Here is a 13965-nt window from a genome sequence, read left to right as displayed (position 1 = left end):
GCACAGGCGCAAAATAGAGGGGCACAACCCCAATTGTTGCAGGCCGCCCACCATCGACTGCCTGCCCGTGAAGTCCATCTGGAGTAGTCATTGATGAAGAACCGTCTCGCCACCTCGTTGGCCGTGGCAGTGCTGGCGCTGGCCGGTACGCAATTGGCACAGGCCGCCCAAGTGTCGGGCGCCGTGGGCGTCACCAGTCAGGGCGACATGACCTATCGCTTGGGCATGTCCTTCGATTGGGACAAGAAATGGCTGCAAAGCAGCGTCGGCCACGTCAGCGGTTACTGGGATGCCGGCTACACCTACTGGGAAGGCGGTGACTACAGCGGCGCGCACTCGCTGTCGTTCAGCCCGGTATTCACCTATGAATTCGGCGACTCGGGCTACGTGCCGTTCATCGAAGCCGGTGTCGGTGTCGCCGTGTTCTCTAAAACCGACGTGGGCGATCAGAAGCTGGGTTCGGCGTTCAACTTCGAAGACCGTATCGGCTTCGGCGTGAAGCTGCCGGGTCAGCAGAAGGTCGGCATCCGCGCTACGCACTACTCCAACGCCGGTATCAAGCAGCCTAACGACGGTATCGAATCGTATGCGCTGTTCTACAGCGCTGCGTTCTAAGCGCTGAGCGCTGCACCGCCGGCGTCAAGTTGGCGGTGCAGTTCGGGCAAGCGGCCCGTTTCTTCCTCTCGCAGGCTCAGTGCTTGCGCCGCAACAGCAGGATGAAGAACACGCCACCGATGGCCGCTGTGGCGATGCCGATCGGCAAGTCCTGCGGGGCGATCAGCGTTCGCGCGCCCACATCCACCCAGATCATGAACAGCGCGCCGAGCAGGGCGCAGGCGGGCAGTAGCCGCCGATGTTCCGCGCCTACCAGACGCCGCGCCATGTGCGGCAGCATCAGGCCGACGAAGCCAATGGCGCCGGACAGCGACACCAGCACCCCGGTCAGCAGCGCCGTACCGACGAACACCCGAGCACGCACCGCGCGGGTATCGAAACCCAGGCTCACGGCGGTTTGCTCGCCGCTCATCAGCGCATTGAGCGCCCGCGCCTGGCTCATCAGCAGCGCGAACCCGGCCAGCACGCAGAGCGCCGGCAGCCACAGCAACGACCACTGCGCCAAGCCCAGTCCGCCGAGCATCCAGAACATCACCGACGCGGCGGCATGCGGATCACCGGTGTACAGCAGCAAGTTGGCCGTGGCCATCACGACGAATGACACCGCGACCCCCGCCAACAGTAGGCGATCACTTTCCAGTCGGCCGCCCCGGCTGGCTACCCCGAGCACCAGCAGCATGCTGCCCAGTGCGCCGATGAACGCCGCCAGCGGCAAGCTGAAGACCCCGGCAAAGGGGCCGAGAAACAGCACCACCAGGACTGCGCCGAACACCGCGCCGGCACTCACGCCCAGCAGGTGCGGGTCGGCCAGCGGATTGCGGGTCACCGCCTGCAGTGCGCCGCCCACCAGCGCCAGGCCTGCGCCGACCAACGCGCCCAACAGCACGCGTGGCGCGCGAATCTGCCAGACGATCTGCGCCTGGCCACGGCTCCAGTCTCCCGACTCGGCCAAGCCCACGTGGTGCAGGACGATACCCAGCACCTTGCCCAGTGCCACCTGGGCCGAGCCGAAGCCCAGCGACAGCAGACACGACAGCAGCAGCATGGCCAGCAGCGCCAGCATCAGCAGGCGATAGCGTGCGCTGTTGCGAATCGGCATCACCGCTGGGCCTCGGCGAACAACTCAGGATGCAGGGCCTTGGCCAAGACCTCGATCGCCTCGGCGTTTTGAACCGACGGCGTGACCTGCAGGTAGGACAGCACCACGAAGCGCTGCTTGCGGATCGCCTCGACGCTGGCCAGCGCCGGCTGGGCGAGCAGGAAGTCGCGTTTCTGCTGCCAGGTCGTCGGGCCATAGTCGACGATGACGATCACCTGAGGGTCGCGCTCTACCACGTTCTCCCAATTCACGTGGGTCCAACTGGCGGCCAGATCGTCCATGACGTTGTCCCCTCCCGCGGCATCGATCAGCGCCTGCGGCATTCCCAGGCGACCGGACGTCATCGGCCGGTCCTCGCCGCTGTCATAGAGGAACACCCGCGCACGCTGAGGTGCGTGGGCGGTACGTTGCGCCACTTGCTCGATACGCTGGCGCATGTGCTGCACCAGGGCCGCGGCGCGCTCGCGGACATCGAAAATCCGTCCCAGGTTGTCCAGGTCACGGTAAAGGTCATCGAGACTGGCGTGACGCTGGGGCATGATCCAAGAGCAGGACTCGCTCAGCTCGTACACCGGTATATCGAAAGGTGCCAGGGTCTGTGGCGTGACCGGACCGCCGATGCGCATGCCGTAGGCCCAGCCGGCGAAGAAGAAGTCGGTATCGGCATCGAGCAGGTTTTCGACCGAGACATAGCGCGGGGCAAGTTCCGGCAAGCCGTCGAGCGCCTGGCGCAGGCTCGGATCCAGCGTCTTCCAGCCGCTGATGCCGCTGTAGCCGGCCATGTGATCGCGCAGTCCCAGTGCCAGCAGCATGCCGGTGAGGTTGATGTCATGGCTGACCGCGCGTTGCGGCGCGTGATCGAAGGTCACGTCGCGGTCGCAACTGCGAACGGTCACCGGGTAAGGCGCCGCCTGAGCGGCGAGGGGCAGGGCGGCCAGCAGGGCCAGGCAGGCGAACAACGCTTTCATGCGGGACTGATCCAAGTGATGCGTGGATGGGGCGCCAAGGGGTGGCAGTCGACCAGCGCGCGCACACCGAAGACCTCGGCCAGGCACTGCTCGGTGAGCACCTGCTGCGGTGTGCCGTGGGCCACTACGCGACCGGCGTCGAGCACGTACAACCGATCGCAGAAGGCGGCGGCCAGGTTGAGGTCGTGGAAACTGGCCAGCAGGCTCAGGCCGGTGCCGCGCAGTTGTTGCAGCAGGGCCAGTTGGAAGCGGGGATCCAGGTGATTGGTGGGCTCGTCGAGGATCAGCAGCCTCGGCTGCTGCACCAGTGCGCGGGCCAGCAATACCCGTTGTTTTTCACCACCAGACAGGCACGTGAAGGCGTCCAATGCGCGGGGCAGCAGGCCCAGGCGGTCCAGCGTGGTGTCGATCAGCGCGGTATCGGCGTCGCCATCGAACCAGCCCTGGTGCGGTGTTCGGCCCATGGCCACCACGTCGCGCACGCTAAGCCCGAAGTCTTCGGGAAATTCCTGCAGCATCACGGCGATGCGCTGGGCAGCCCAGCGCGGCGTGCGCTGCCAGATGTCTTCACCTTCGAGTCGTACCTGGCCGGCATCGGGCCGGCTGAAGCGGTAGGCACACCGCAGCAGGCTAGTCTTGCCGCTGCCGTTGGGGCCGATCAGGCCGACGAACTCGCCAGGACCAACGTGCAGATCGATGTTGTCCAGCAATGGCCGTGGCGCGCCGTGAGGCGACCAGTGCAGCGCGTGGAGATGCAGGGTAGGGCAGGACATGCACGAGCCGACCATCGCGGAATTGAAGATTCCCCTACGGCGCAGGTGCACGCGGGTGACGCGCGCAGACGCTCGCGAAAACCGGCCAGTGCCCGCCCGCCGCGGGAGTTGCCAATAGCTGCAGCAGGCCGGTCTCCGGGCTTGCGAGGAACCTGAGACATTCACCTTCCCATGCCCTGGGCACAGTGGTGTATCGAATGTCTCGCTCGCCTACCGTTGCGGGGGCAGCGCCGGACTGCTCGCCAAGGGCGAGGCACCGGCTTCCCGTTTAATCCCCGACGCGGCGGCCGGGGACACCTGAAACAAGGGGCGCATCTGAGCATTTATGTCGGCCATGCGTCAACCGATCCGGCGCGCCTGGCCGCTTGCAGTGATTGGCGAACCTGAACCATGATCGAGGTCTTTATCGACAGCAAGGATGGAACTGATGCCAATCTATCTAGCAGCAGACAGCGAATTGTTTCCCGGCACCGAGTTGGTCGCTGAAGCCCCCGCGCAGCAGGGCGCCTATGTCGTGGTCTTTGAAGATGATGGCGAGACGGGTTATTTCTACGCTCTGGACACGTCGTGCGCTGAAAACCCGATTCAGGACGCGCTGCACATCTATAACGTCGAGCAGATTTCCGACCGCGACAAAGCCTCGCAGGTCAAGATCGGCTGGTCCGAGGATCACCTCAAAGCCGTGCTGCTGATCAACGACTTCCCCCACGCCATTTTCGACTTCCAGGCCAAACGCGGTTACTGCCGCACCGGCTTCCCGCCTGCCGTCGGCAAAGGTTGGTCCGAAGAAGGGCATGAGTGGACGGACGACGCCTTGCAACTGTTCGCCTGAGCCTTTGTCCGCCGTGCCATGGAGTGATCTTGAATGTCGCTGAATATCGGTATCTACGTCTTCGATGACGTCGAAGTGCTGGACTTTGCAGGACCGTACGAAGTCTTCACCACGGCTACACGCATGCACGAACGCAGCGCTGCCAGCGAGCAGCCGCTGTTCTGCGTCTTCACCCTCGGCCGCACGCGGACGGCCGTTCATGCCCGCGCAGGTTTGAAGATCGATCCCGACTACAGCATCAACGACCACCCGACGCTGGATTGCCTGATCGTGCCGGGCGGTGTGGTCACTGCTGAGCTGGCCAAAGCCGAGGTGATCGACTGGATCCGTGAACAGTGCCGGCCTGATCGCACGGTGGCGTCGGTGTGCACCGGCGCGTTCCTGCTGGCCCGCACCGGCAAGCTCGATGGCCTGCAGGCGACCACTCACTGGGAAGACATCGCTGATCTGAAGGCCATGTTCCCGGCATTGGACGTGCTCGAGGACGTGCGCTGGGTCGACCAAGGCGCCTTGGTCACCTCGGCCGGCATCAGCGCCGGTATCGACATGAGCCTGCACTTGGTCGAGCGTCTTCACAGCCGAGCCTTGGCCGAGCGCACGGCCCGGCAGATGGCGTTCGACTGGACCGAGAACCCCTGAACAGCGCCAGGGGTGGCATGAACAGATTTCATTAATCGTTTCAGGATGTGTCCGGCATACTCCAGACGGTAAAGTGCACAACACCAAGAAGATTTACGCTGGAGAACCGTCTATGCCTGCGTCACCTCACGCCGCTCGGTCCAAAGCCGCTGCGGTGTTTCGCGTCACCTCGGGTAACTTCCTCGAACAATTCGACTTTTTCCTGTTCGGCTTCTATGCCACCCAGATCGCGGGGGCCTTCTTCCCGGCCTCCAGCGAGTTCGCGTCCTTGATGATGACCTTCGCCGTCTTCGGTGCAGGCTTTCTCATGCGCCCGCTGGGCGCCATCGTCCTGGGGGCCTACATCGACGACGTCGGTCGGCGCAAAGGCCTGATCGTGACGCTGTCGATCATGGCCAGTGGCACGCTGCTGATCGTGCTGGTGCCCGGCTTTGCCACCATTGGCTACTGGGCGCCGCTGCTGGTGCTGATCGGGCGGTTGCTGCAAGGCTTCTCCGCCGGGGCAGAGCTGGGCGGTGTTTCGGTCTATCTCGCCGAAATGGCCACACCCGGCAAAAAGGGCTTCTACACCAGCTGGCAGTCTGGCAGTCAGCAGGTGGCAATCATCGTTGCCGCCGCCTTGGGTTATGCCTTGAATCAGTCGCTGCAGCCCTTGCAGATCAGCGAGTGGGGCTGGCGCATACCGTTCGCCGTGGCGTGCCTGATCATTCCCTTCATCTTTTTCCTGCGCCGCAACCTGCAAGAAACTGAAGCCTTCGAAAACCGCAGCCATCGCCCGACCATGAAGCAGGTGATTGCCACACTCGGCCAGAACTGGGGCGTGGTGGTGGGTGGCATGCTGATGGTGGCGATGACCACCAGCGCGTTCTACCTCATCACGGTGTATGCGCCGACTTTCGGCAAGACCGTTCTCAACCTGAGCACCACCGATGCCTTGTTGGTGACGCTGCTGGTCGGGGTGTCGAACTTCTTCTGGCTGCCGATCGGCGGCACGCTCAGCGACCGCTTCGGACGCAAGCCGATGCTCATCGCCATGACCGTGCTGACCGTGTTCACGGCTTATCCGGCGCTTTCCTACCTGGCGCAAGCGGCGAGCTTCGCGCACATGCTGGAAGTGCTGCTGTGGTTCTCGTTCCTGTACGCGATGTACAACGGCGCGATGATCCCCGCGCTGACCGAAATCATGCCCGAGGATGTGAAGGTGGCGGGGTTCTCGCTGGCCTATAGCCTGGCGACGGCGCTGTTCGGCGGCTTCACCCCAGCGATGTCGACCTGGCTGATTCATGAGACTGGCGACAAGGCCGCGCCCGCGTACTGGGTGACCTTCGCCGCGCTGTGCGCGTTGAGCGCAACGCTGGTGCTGTACCGCAAGATGGCGGTGCGCGGCCGGGTCGCCGCGCCGTAAGTGCCGGTGCTGGCTGAGCCGGTCACTCAGTCAGTAAGGGGGCGGCCACGGCCCTGAGCCGTGTCTTCTCCTCATCCAGGACCAGCGCTGTCTCGGCGCGTTTGACCAGCAGTGCCGCGTGCAACCGGCACTGCGTGCCGAAGCGGGCGGAGTCGATTTCGGTCAAGCTGATCAAGGCCTTGATCATGCGGATGTCGATTTCCAGCAGGCCCGCGCCGTCACGAGCGATCAAGGTGAAGAAGTCGTCGAACAGGTCGTGTACCTCAACGCAGCGTACATGCACGCGCCGGCAGTGTGCGTCGATGTCATCGGTGTCGGCGGGCTGAAGAGCCCATTTAGAGAAGCAGCGCACCCCGCGACCGATCACATCGATGACCGTACCGGAGTCATTGGTGGCCGGGGACAGGGCGCGCGAGGCGATCTCTGCCAGCACCGACAGGCCGAAACGCGGGTCTTGATCGAAGGTGCGGCGCAGCCCCACGGTGATCGCGTGGCGCAGTTCAGTTTCCAGGTCGCTGCTGGCTGAGGACGTGTTGAGCAGGCGTGCCAGGGGCGCACCCAGGTGGACAAAGCTGCCAGGCAGTACCTCGAGGTAGATCTCGACGTCGTGCCGCTTGGCAACCACCGCGAGCGCGCTCACATCGATGTGCTGGACATAGCCGGTGTCCACGCTGACGATCGTCATTGCCTGCGCGGGGAGGGCGACGTCGACGGGGTAAGGGGCGGCCCCCATGAACGGCCAGCGGGCACGCTGCTCAAGGGCTGCGAGGGTCGCGCGCTCGACCCGGTCGATGGTTTCACCGACTCTGCCGAGCGTGGACAAGTGGTCGATCCAGCGCAGCAGGGTGTAGATGATCAGCACGATCATGACCAGGGTCACGGCGAACAACACGACCCGGCCTTGCGCGCCGTAAGCACCGGTACTCAGCGCGATGATGCCGACCAGACTGAACAGGAACGATCCAATGAACGTCGCAAGGGCGTTCTGGGTGGTGGAGTCCTCCATCACCAGGGTGGTCGCCCGGGGTGTGACGCCATTGCTGGCGGCGCTGTAGGCGGAGACCACGGTGCTCAGTGAAAAGGTGGTGACCGCCAGCATGCTCGACGCGATGATGCCCAGGATCTTGTCGACCGAATCGGCGCCGATTTTCGCCGGTAGCGTGGGGGGTACGAAATCGCGCAAGGTGATGGCGAGCAGCGCGGTGATCACGCCGGTCAGCGAGAACAGCGTGGCACGGAACCACAGTCGCTTGGTCATTTGACCCAAAGCCCAGCGCCATCGAGCGATCATCGTTTCTACCTACGCAGTTGAGGAACGGCGCGCCCTGTACAGAGAGTGGCGCAGTGCCTGGTTGAGTGGTGCGGGGCGCTGAAAGTTTTATTGGGGATGGGCTGTTCTTCATGCTGAAACGATGGGGTCAATCGGCACAGGCACCCAAGTGCTCCAGCAAGCTTTGCATGGCTGGCGACAATGTCAGCCACTCTCGGTAGACCACACACAATTGGCGGCGCGCCCACTCATCCTCGATGGCCAAGGTCGAGTATGAGTGACGCCGTCGATGTCGGGCAGCGATGCACTGAGGCAAGATTGCCACTCCGATCCCCCGGTTGACCATCGTGCACAGTCCATCGAAGGTCTTCATCTGGATGCGCAGCGTCAATCGACGGCCAAGGGCCTTGGCTTGATCTTCAAGGTGGTCCTGCAGGGCATTACCCGAAGCCAGGCCGACAAATGTCTCATTGAGCACTTCAAGAAAATGCACTGCTTTGCGCGTGGCGAGCGGGTGAGTGGCGGGCACGATGAGCACGAGGTGGTCCCGTGCAATTGGGCGAACACACAGGTCCGCAGCGTTGGATGAATCTGACACGATGCCCGCTTCGATCAATCCGGCGGTGACCCCTTGCACGATCTCTGCGCTGGTTCGCTCGCGCAAGTCCATATGCAGGTGTGGCCGGTCAGCCAGCCAATCGGCAAGTCTCGGGGGGAGGAAATGGGTCAGTGCTGCCGTGTTCGCGTACAAGGCCAGTGTGCCGTGAGCACCCGATGCAAATCCCCTGAGTTCACCTTTCAGAACGGCTTGTTGTTGCAGTATGAGCCGAGCATGGTGGGCAACCGCTTCGCCCGCCTGGGTTGCGGTGACGCCGCGTGAATGGCGCTCCAGGAGGGCAACCCCTGCATCGACCTCCATGCTACGCAGTCGCTCACTGGCCGATGCCAAGGCCAGGTTGGCCGACAGCGCGCCTTGGGTGATGCTGCCGGCGTCGAGCACACAGAGAAAAAGACGAAGGTCGGCTAGATCGAATCGCATCAACGTCTCCTTAACCCTTCGGACTGCCCGAAGGGTAGCGGAAAAAGTCCTGATTGTGCGCACCGGGTCCGATGGCCTTCAATCGAGGGATGAACGAGACCTATTTTTTAGTGGTGATGCTGACGTTGACGTTCATCGCCGCAGGGGCAGTGAAAGGCGTCACAGGTATGGGGTTGCCCACTGTCGCGATGGGATTGCTCGGCACCGCGATGCCACCGTCCGCCGCTGCCGCACTGTTGATCATTCCGTCATTGGTGACCAATGTCTGGCAGTGCGTATCCGGGCCAGGGACCTACCACTTGATACGTCGCTTATGGCCCATGCAGGCTGCCATTGCCGTGGGAACGCTGCCGGCGGCGGCATTGCTTGTCTCAGTCAATCCGGCATGGTCTGGGTTTGCCTTGGGTATTGCGCTGCTCATCTACGCGCTTTATGCCCTGTTCGCCACAACCTTCGTTGTTTCCCAGCGTGCCGAACGCTATCTCTCGCCGGTCATAGGTCTGGTAACGGGCGCCATCACCGGCGCTACTGGTGTGTTCGTAATGCCGGCGGTTCCGTATTTGCAGTCGTTGCGATTGGAAAGGGACGAGTTGGTGCAGGCGCTTGGGTTGTCCTTTACCACCTCGACGGTGGCATTGGCTGCGGGGTTGCTGCTGCATGGCGGTATGAAATTCGAGCAGGTGGGTCTGTCGACGCTGGCTGTCATTCCTGCGATGGTGGGCATGTTCGTTGGGCAGTCCATTCGAACGCGGATCAGTCCGAAGCGTTTCAAGCAGTGCTTTTTGATCTTTCTGGCAGTGCTGGGTCTGGAGTTGGCCTCGCGGCCTTTTTTGTGATGCCAATGAGGTCGGTCCCGATCACGGCTGTACGGCGGTCTCCCACAGCACCGGCCAATCGGCATCGTTCAAGCCCATGCAGGCACTCATCTGCGCGGCATGACTGAGCACGAAACGCTCACCGTCATAGCGCCAGCGTGTCGATATACCGCAGCCACCCATGCCGTTGGCCAACTGCAGACTGGTCAACTCGCCCGTTGCCGTATCGAATTGGACGCTGCCGTCGGGAGCCAGGTCAGGCAACTGGGCGATCGTCTGGAAGGGGGCAGGACGAACCTGTTCCGGGTGCGCCAGGGGCATCAGGTACAGCCGATAATCGCAGTTGTAGGCGCTGCAGCCGGTCTGCACGATCAATAGCGCTTGTTCGTCCGTCAGCGCATAAACCTTCCCGGTGGGCTCGTCGCCTTCGATGACATCTTGTTGCCAGTCGCCGCGGCTCGCAGCCATGGCAGTGTCCAGTAGCTGCTGCGTCTGCGTGGCACTCAGGGAGGACGGAGCGGTCCAGACCGGCAACGTGGGCGTGGGCGGGGCCGGCGGCACGTCGCTGGCCGGCGCGTCTCCCGGCCGCGCGAGCGCGGTGACGGTACCGATCCGGCCCTGCACCTCATCCATCAACAACAGCGCACCGGTCATGCCGATCAGCGAGGCGCTCGAGGGACCATCCGAGGTGCTGAAGGCCAACTGCTTGGCGTTGCGCAGTGCGTAGATGAAGGTCAGGGCATCTGCACCGCTCGCACTGCGCAGTTCAGGTACCTCGGTCACGTCGAAGTCCGCGCGCTTGCGCTCGACCAGCGGCATGCGCAGCGATTCGTAGTCGATCAGCGGATCGCCATGCAGGTCGTTGTAGCTGAAGACGCTGATGTGCAACGCGTCATCAGGCCCGGCCTTGCGCACGATGCGCAGTGGAAAATACAACTCACCGAGCTCGGCGCTGGCAGGCCGGGTGGACACGGCGGTGCAGGTGCGCACGTTGTCGCAGGTGACGTTCCAGTCCTTGATGTCTCGGGACAGCGGCGGCGAGTCGGCAGCATGGCCGGTAGAGGCGATCAGGCAGGTCAGCAGGGCGAGAAGACGGCGCATGGTCGGGGCGTGCGAATGGAGTGGGGAGCAGGGATTAACGCATGAACCGGTGTGGCAAGCAGCCTGGGTGAGCGATTGGCACAAGAATGAGGGGAGGGGTCACAGTCAAAATAGTCGCAGCCCGTGGACCGGATGGGTCTCGGTGTTTTCACGCCTCCGGCTCTCCAGGCTATGGGCTAGCCCCGGAGGCTGTGATAATGGTGGCAATCACGAGGACTCTGCGATGCTGACCATTTCGAATACCGTGCATCTGCCCGATGCCGACATCGAACTCACTTATATTCGTGCACAAGGCGCCGGTGGGCAGAACGTCAACAAGGTGTCCAGCGCCGTGCACCTGCGTTTCGACATCCGCGCCTCGTCCTTGCCCGAATTCTACAAAGAGCGCCTGCTGGCACTGCGTGACAGTCGCATCACCGGCGATGGCGTGTTGATCATCAAGGCCCAGCAGTACCGAACCCAAGAGCAGAACCGTGCCGATGCATTGACGCGTCTTGCCGAGTTGATCGTGTCTGCGGGCAAGACCGAGAAGAAACGCCGCCCCACCAAGCCGACGCTGGGTTCCAAGACCCGTCGCCTGGATGGCAAGGCCAGGCGTAGTACGGTCAAGGCGGGTCGGGGCAAAGTGGATTTCTAACCCTGCGCACGGCAGATCGAGTTTCAGTGCGCGCTCGGGATCGCTCGGGACGCGATACAGGCAACGCCCGAGCAAGCCCTGACGCCAGCCTCATCAAGCGATGGCATCCAGCATCCGATACCAGGCTATACCCGCGCCCAGGTACAAACGCTGGAGGCTGTGGAAGGGGATCGGATCCACGGTGGTAATGGGAAACGGTAAAGCCTGGGTCGTGCCGAGAATGCGTTGCGACAGGTGCTTGGCCAGCGTGGTGGACATGGCGATCCCCCGGCCGTTGTAACCCAGCAGAATGCTCAAGCCCGGCTCGGGTTCATGCACGTGCGGGAGGAAGTCCCGGGTCAGGCCCACCCTTCCACTCCAGTGATGCTCGAACCCAACGCCCTGGAGCTGAGGGAATATCGAGGTCACCGCACGCTTGAGCGGGTTGAAATCGTTGTGGGATTTCGGTTCTGAGAAAGGCCCGCGCCCGCCAAGCAGGAAACGTCCTGCCGCATCCTTCTTGTAGTACAGCAGGAGCCTGCGTGAATCCGAGCAGACCTCGCCTTGCGGCAGAATCTGCTGGGCGATGTCCTCGGGCAGCGGCGGGGTAGACACGATGAAGCTGTTGGCCGCGATCACGGTTTGCTTGAGACCCGGCCATAGATCGTCGGAGTAGCCATCCGTCGCAAGCACGACGCGCTGCGCAGTGACGCGGTTGCCCTGGGCCGTGGTCAGCGTCCAGCGCTCGCCTTCGCGCTTGAGCCCGACCACGCGGGTCTGGCCATGGATCTGCGCACCGTGCTGGAGGGCGGCGCGGGTAAGGCCTCTGATGAAGTTCAACGGATGAACGCTGCCGGCCCGAGGATCGACCCAGGCGCCCAGGTAGGCTTGGCTACCAATCCTCTTCGCAGTGGCCGTTGCATCGAGGATCTCCACCGGCACGCCGCGTCGCTGCCACTGCCGCGCGCGGTTTTCGATCGCACGCATGGCCGTAGGGGTGAACGCGGGTTGTATCCAGCCGTTGCGCACGGCATCGCACTCGATACCGTAGTGATCGATCAAGCGAAACACCTCATCTGCAGCATGCCCGGCCACCTCGATGATGGCTTCGGCACGCGCACCGAACATCTTGGCCAGGTCGTCGGGATCGTATTTGAGGCCGGGAATCACTTGGCCACCGTTACGCCCGGACGCCCCCCATCCAGGCTCCCCCGCATCGAGCACGCACACCGTTGTGCCTGCCGCAGCCAGGTGCAGCGCGGTGGTGATACCGGTATAGCCGGCACCCACGATCGCGACATCCACGCGGGTGTCGCTGGCGAGCGCAGGAGTGGCCGGTGCAGGCGCGCCTGTGGCGGCCCACAGGGACTTCGGCATTGCAAGACTGTTCGCGCTCATCCCGTCGACTCCCCGGTGTTCAGAATCCGGCGCAGGAACTCCTGGGTGCGCGGGTGAGAGGGCCTGCCGAACACGTCCTGCGGCGCACCGGATTCCACGATGTTGCCGCCGTACAGGAAGCACACTTTGTCGGACACCTCTTTGGCGAACGCCATCTCATGGGTTACGACCACCATGGTCATACCCTCCTTGGCCAGTGCCCGCATGACGCTCAACACTTCACCCACCAGTTCCGGATCGAGGGCGGAGGTCGGTTCATCGAACAAAATGGCTTGGGGTCGCATGGCCAGTGCTCGTGCGATCGCCACGCGCTGTTGCTGGCCCCCCGAAAGCTGATCCGGATACGCATCGACACGGTGTGACAGGCCCACTTTCTCAAGGAGCGCCAAGGCATGCTCGCGCGCTGCACTGACGCTTTCCTTCTTCACGTACACTGGGCCTTCCATGACATTTTCCAGCGCCGTGCGGTGCGGGAACAGGTTGAAGCGCTGGAACACCATGCCCACCTCGGTGCGGATGGTGTGGATGGCCTTGCCGTGCCTGTCCACGCGCGCTCCGGAAACGAAGATATCGCCACCTTCATAGGTTTCCAGGCCGTTGATGCAGCGCAGCAACGTGGACTTCCCGGAGCCCGAAGGCCCGATCAGGCAGACGACTTCGCCGTTGTCGACCTCCAGATCGATGCCTTCCAGCACGCGAGTCGAGCCGTAGCTCTTGTGCAGCGACTTGATGCTGATCATGCGTTCTTCCTCGTTCCCAAGCGGGCTTCCAGGCGGCGCAGTCCGTAGGACAGCGGCAAGCTGAAGGCCAGGTAGAGCACGGCCACCAGGGTATAAACCGTCATGTTTTCGAAGGTCGAGGAGGCGATCAGCTGACCCGCACGGGTCATTTCCGCGACCGTGATGGTTGACACCAGCGAGGAGTCCTTGAGCATCATCACCAGCGTATTGCCGTAGGGGGGCAGGGCGATCCTGAAGGCCTGCGGGAGCACCACTCGGCGCATGATCATCGCGCCGCGCATGCCGATCGATTCGGCTGCTTCGATCTGCCCTTGCTGAACGGCCTGGATGCCCGCCCGGAAGTTTTCAGCCTGGTAGGCCGAGTAGGCGATACCGAGGCCCAGGACACCGGCCTGGAAGGCGCTGAGTTGCACGCCAAAATCGGGCAGTACGAAGTAGATGTAGAACAGCTGCACGATGATGGGCAGCCCGCGGATGATATTGACGACTGTGTAGCCCGTCCGAGAGATTGCCTTGCTTTGAGACACCATCATCAAGGCGAAGACAAGCCCGATCACCGAACTGAGCACGAAGGAAAGCACCGTGACCTTGAGCGTGACGACCGCCCCTTCCAGGAGAATGGGGAGGAAGTCCAGAACGTTCTGCAGAAGCATGG

The 13965-nt window shown here is 63.1% G+C and carries 15 protein-coding genes and 1 riboswitch; of the genes, 6 read left to right on the top strand and 9 right to left on the bottom strand.

The window, feature by feature from the left end:
• The first annotated feature begins 93 nt into the window (after nt 1–93).
• Nucleotides 94–615 carry an acyloxyacyl hydrolase gene (locus NJ69_RS08230; RefSeq protein ID WP_029614246.1) on the top strand — a complete coding sequence of 174 codons (522 nt, stop codon included), beginning with the start codon at nt 94–96 and terminating at the stop codon, nt 613–615.
• Between the two features lie 76 nt (nt 616–691).
• Here the strand turns inward: NJ69_RS08230 and NJ69_RS08225 are convergent, their stop codons facing one another.
• From NJ69_RS08225 to NJ69_RS08215, 3 genes are read right to left on the bottom strand one after another with little or no spacing between them, the layout of a single operon-like run.
• Nucleotides 692–1714 (bottom strand): FecCD family ABC transporter permease, encoded by a 1023-nt coding sequence (locus tag NJ69_RS08225; protein WP_039577950.1) that lies wholly within the window; start codon nt 1712–1714, stop codon nt 692–694.
• A complete protein-coding gene (locus tag NJ69_RS08220) occupies nt 1714–2682 on the bottom strand; it encodes an ABC transporter substrate-binding protein (protein WP_039577944.1) in 969 nt (322 codons plus the stop codon). The genes NJ69_RS08225 and NJ69_RS08220 overlap by 1 nt, the downstream gene beginning before the upstream one ends.
• On the bottom strand, nt 2679–3455 hold the full coding sequence (locus tag NJ69_RS08215; protein WP_039583185.1) for an ABC transporter ATP-binding protein: 777 nt from the start codon (nt 3453–3455) through the stop codon (nt 2679–2681). Before NJ69_RS08215 ends, NJ69_RS08220 begins: the two co-directional genes overlap by 4 nt.
• A gap of 109 nt (nt 3456–3564) precedes the next feature.
• A riboswitch (cobalamin riboswitch) is annotated at nt 3565–3771 on the bottom strand.
• A 111-nt stretch (nt 3772–3882) separates the two neighbouring features.
• On the opposite strand from NJ69_RS08215, the gene NJ69_RS08210 reads away from it, so the two are divergent.
• The 3 genes from NJ69_RS08210 to NJ69_RS08200 all read left to right on the top strand — a co-directional run bounded on the left by NJ69_RS08210 (nt 3883) and on the right by NJ69_RS08200 (nt 6331).
• Nucleotides 3883–4287 (top strand): DUF2251 domain-containing protein, encoded by a 405-nt coding sequence (locus NJ69_RS08210; protein WP_029614815.1) that lies wholly within the window; start codon nt 3883–3885, stop codon nt 4285–4287.
• Between the two features lie 33 nt (nt 4288–4320).
• On the top strand, nt 4321–4926 hold the full coding sequence (locus NJ69_RS08205) for a DJ-1/PfpI family protein (RefSeq protein ID WP_039577942.1): 606 nt from the start codon (nt 4321–4323) through the stop codon (nt 4924–4926).
• A gap of 112 nt (nt 4927–5038) precedes the next feature.
• Nucleotides 5039–6331 (top strand): MFS transporter, encoded by a 1293-nt coding sequence (locus tag NJ69_RS08200; protein WP_039577940.1) that lies wholly within the window; start codon nt 5039–5041, stop codon nt 6329–6331.
• 22 nt (nt 6332–6353) lie between these two features.
• Here NJ69_RS08200 and NJ69_RS08195 read toward each other — a convergent pair whose 3' ends face one another.
• The gene (locus NJ69_RS08195; protein WP_039577938.1) at nt 6354–7622 is read right to left on the bottom strand and encodes a DUF2254 domain-containing protein; all 1269 of its coding nucleotides are present in this window, start codon (nt 7620–7622) and stop codon (nt 6354–6356) included.
• Nucleotides 7623–7749: 127 nt separating this feature from the next.
• Nucleotides 7750–8640 carry a LysR family transcriptional regulator gene (locus NJ69_RS08190; protein ID WP_039577935.1) on the bottom strand — a complete coding sequence of 297 codons (891 nt, stop codon included), beginning with the start codon at nt 8638–8640 and terminating at the stop codon, nt 7750–7752.
• An 89-nt stretch (nt 8641–8729) separates the two neighbouring features.
• Here NJ69_RS08190 and NJ69_RS08185 point away from each other — a divergent pair, with 89 nt between their 5' ends.
• Nucleotides 8730–9476 (top strand): sulfite exporter TauE/SafE family protein, encoded by a 747-nt coding sequence (locus tag NJ69_RS08185; RefSeq protein ID WP_039583182.1) that lies wholly within the window; start codon nt 8730–8732, stop codon nt 9474–9476.
• Between the two features lie 21 nt (nt 9477–9497).
• Here the strand turns inward: NJ69_RS08185 and NJ69_RS08180 are convergent, their stop codons facing one another.
• Nucleotides 9498–10556 (bottom strand): DUF1176 domain-containing protein, encoded by a 1059-nt coding sequence (locus NJ69_RS08180; protein ID WP_039577934.1) that lies wholly within the window; start codon nt 10554–10556, stop codon nt 9498–9500.
• A 223-nt stretch (nt 10557–10779) separates the two neighbouring features.
• Between NJ69_RS08180 and arfB the strand changes: the two genes are divergently transcribed.
• Entirely contained in the window at nt 10780–11193 is a 414-nt protein-coding gene (arfB, locus tag NJ69_RS08175) for an alternative ribosome rescue aminoacyl-tRNA hydrolase ArfB (RefSeq protein ID WP_029614809.1), read from the top strand.
• Between the two features lie 93 nt (nt 11194–11286).
• On the opposite strand, the gene NJ69_RS08170 is transcribed toward arfB, so the two are convergent.
• Genes NJ69_RS08170 through ehuD form a run of 3 tightly spaced genes read right to left on the bottom strand, consistent with a single transcriptional unit; the run spans nt 11287 to nt 13963 of the window.
• Nucleotides 11287–12570: an NAD(P)/FAD-dependent oxidoreductase gene (locus tag NJ69_RS08170; protein WP_039577932.1), complete on the bottom strand. Its 1284-nt coding sequence runs from the start codon at nt 12568–12570 to the stop codon at nt 11287–11289.
• Nucleotides 12567–13310 carry an amino acid ABC transporter ATP-binding protein gene (locus NJ69_RS08165; RefSeq protein ID WP_039577929.1) on the bottom strand — a complete coding sequence of 248 codons (744 nt, stop codon included), beginning with the start codon at nt 13308–13310 and terminating at the stop codon, nt 12567–12569. The genes NJ69_RS08170 and NJ69_RS08165 overlap by 4 nt, the downstream gene beginning before the upstream one ends.
• Nucleotides 13307–13963 (bottom strand): ectoine/hydroxyectoine ABC transporter permease subunit EhuD, encoded by a 657-nt coding sequence (ehuD, locus tag NJ69_RS08160; protein WP_029614807.1) that lies wholly within the window; start codon nt 13961–13963, stop codon nt 13307–13309. Before ehuD ends, NJ69_RS08165 begins: the two co-directional genes overlap by 4 nt.
• Nucleotides 13964–13965: the final 2 nt, after the last annotated feature.

Source organism: Pseudomonas parafulva, assembly GCF_000800255.1.
Classification (GTDB): Bacteria; Pseudomonadota; Gammaproteobacteria; order Pseudomonadales; family Pseudomonadaceae; genus Aquipseudomonas; species Aquipseudomonas boreofloridensis.
The sequence above is the reverse complement of the archived record's forward strand: the minus strand, read 5'-3'. Positions and strand labels throughout refer to the sequence as shown.

Bases quoted from the DNA above. Each gene is read 5' to 3' on its own strand.
- arfB (WP_029614809.1), top strand. From the start codon at position 10,780: ATGCTGACCATTTCGAATACCGTGCATCTGCCCGATGCCGACATCGAA.
- ehuD (WP_029614807.1), bottom strand. From the start codon at position 13,963: ATGCTTCTGCAGAACGTTCTGGACTTCCTCCCCATTCTCCTGGAAGGG.
- NJ69_RS08210 (WP_029614815.1), top strand. From the start codon at position 3,883: ATGCCAATCTATCTAGCAGCAGACAGCGAATTGTTTCCCGGCACCGAG.
- NJ69_RS08205 (WP_039577942.1), top strand. From the start codon at position 4,321: ATGTCGCTGAATATCGGTATCTACGTCTTCGATGACGTCGAAGTGCTG.
- NJ69_RS08180 (WP_039577934.1), bottom strand. From the start codon at position 10,556: ATGCGCCGTCTTCTCGCCCTGCTGACCTGCCTGATCGCCTCTACCGGC.
- NJ69_RS08185 (WP_039583182.1), top strand. From the start codon at position 8,730: ATGAACGAGACCTATTTTTTAGTGGTGATGCTGACGTTGACGTTCATC.
- NJ69_RS08190 (WP_039577935.1), bottom strand. From the start codon at position 8,640: ATGCGATTCGATCTAGCCGACCTTCGTCTTTTTCTCTGTGTGCTCGAC.
- NJ69_RS08165 (WP_039577929.1), bottom strand. From the start codon at position 13,310: ATGATCAGCATCAAGTCGCTGCACAAGAGCTACGGCTCGACTCGCGTG.
- NJ69_RS08225 (WP_039577950.1), bottom strand. From the start codon at position 1,714: ATGCCGATTCGCAACAGCGCACGCTATCGCCTGCTGATGCTGGCGCTG.
- NJ69_RS08230 (WP_029614246.1), top strand. From the start codon at position 94: ATGAAGAACCGTCTCGCCACCTCGTTGGCCGTGGCAGTGCTGGCGCTG.
- NJ69_RS08215 (WP_039583185.1), bottom strand. From the start codon at position 3,455: ATGTCCTGCCCTACCCTGCATCTCCACGCGCTGCACTGGTCGCCTCAC.
- NJ69_RS08220 (WP_039577944.1), bottom strand. From the start codon at position 2,682: ATGAAAGCGTTGTTCGCCTGCCTGGCCCTGCTGGCCGCCCTGCCCCTC.
- NJ69_RS08200 (WP_039577940.1), top strand. From the start codon at position 5,039: ATGCCTGCGTCACCTCACGCCGCTCGGTCCAAAGCCGCTGCGGTGTTT.
- NJ69_RS08195 (WP_039577938.1), bottom strand. From the start codon at position 7,622: ATGATCGCTCGATGGCGCTGGGCTTTGGGTCAAATGACCAAGCGACTG.
- NJ69_RS08170 (WP_039577932.1), bottom strand. From the start codon at position 12,570: ATGAGCGCGAACAGTCTTGCAATGCCGAAGTCCCTGTGGGCCGCCACA.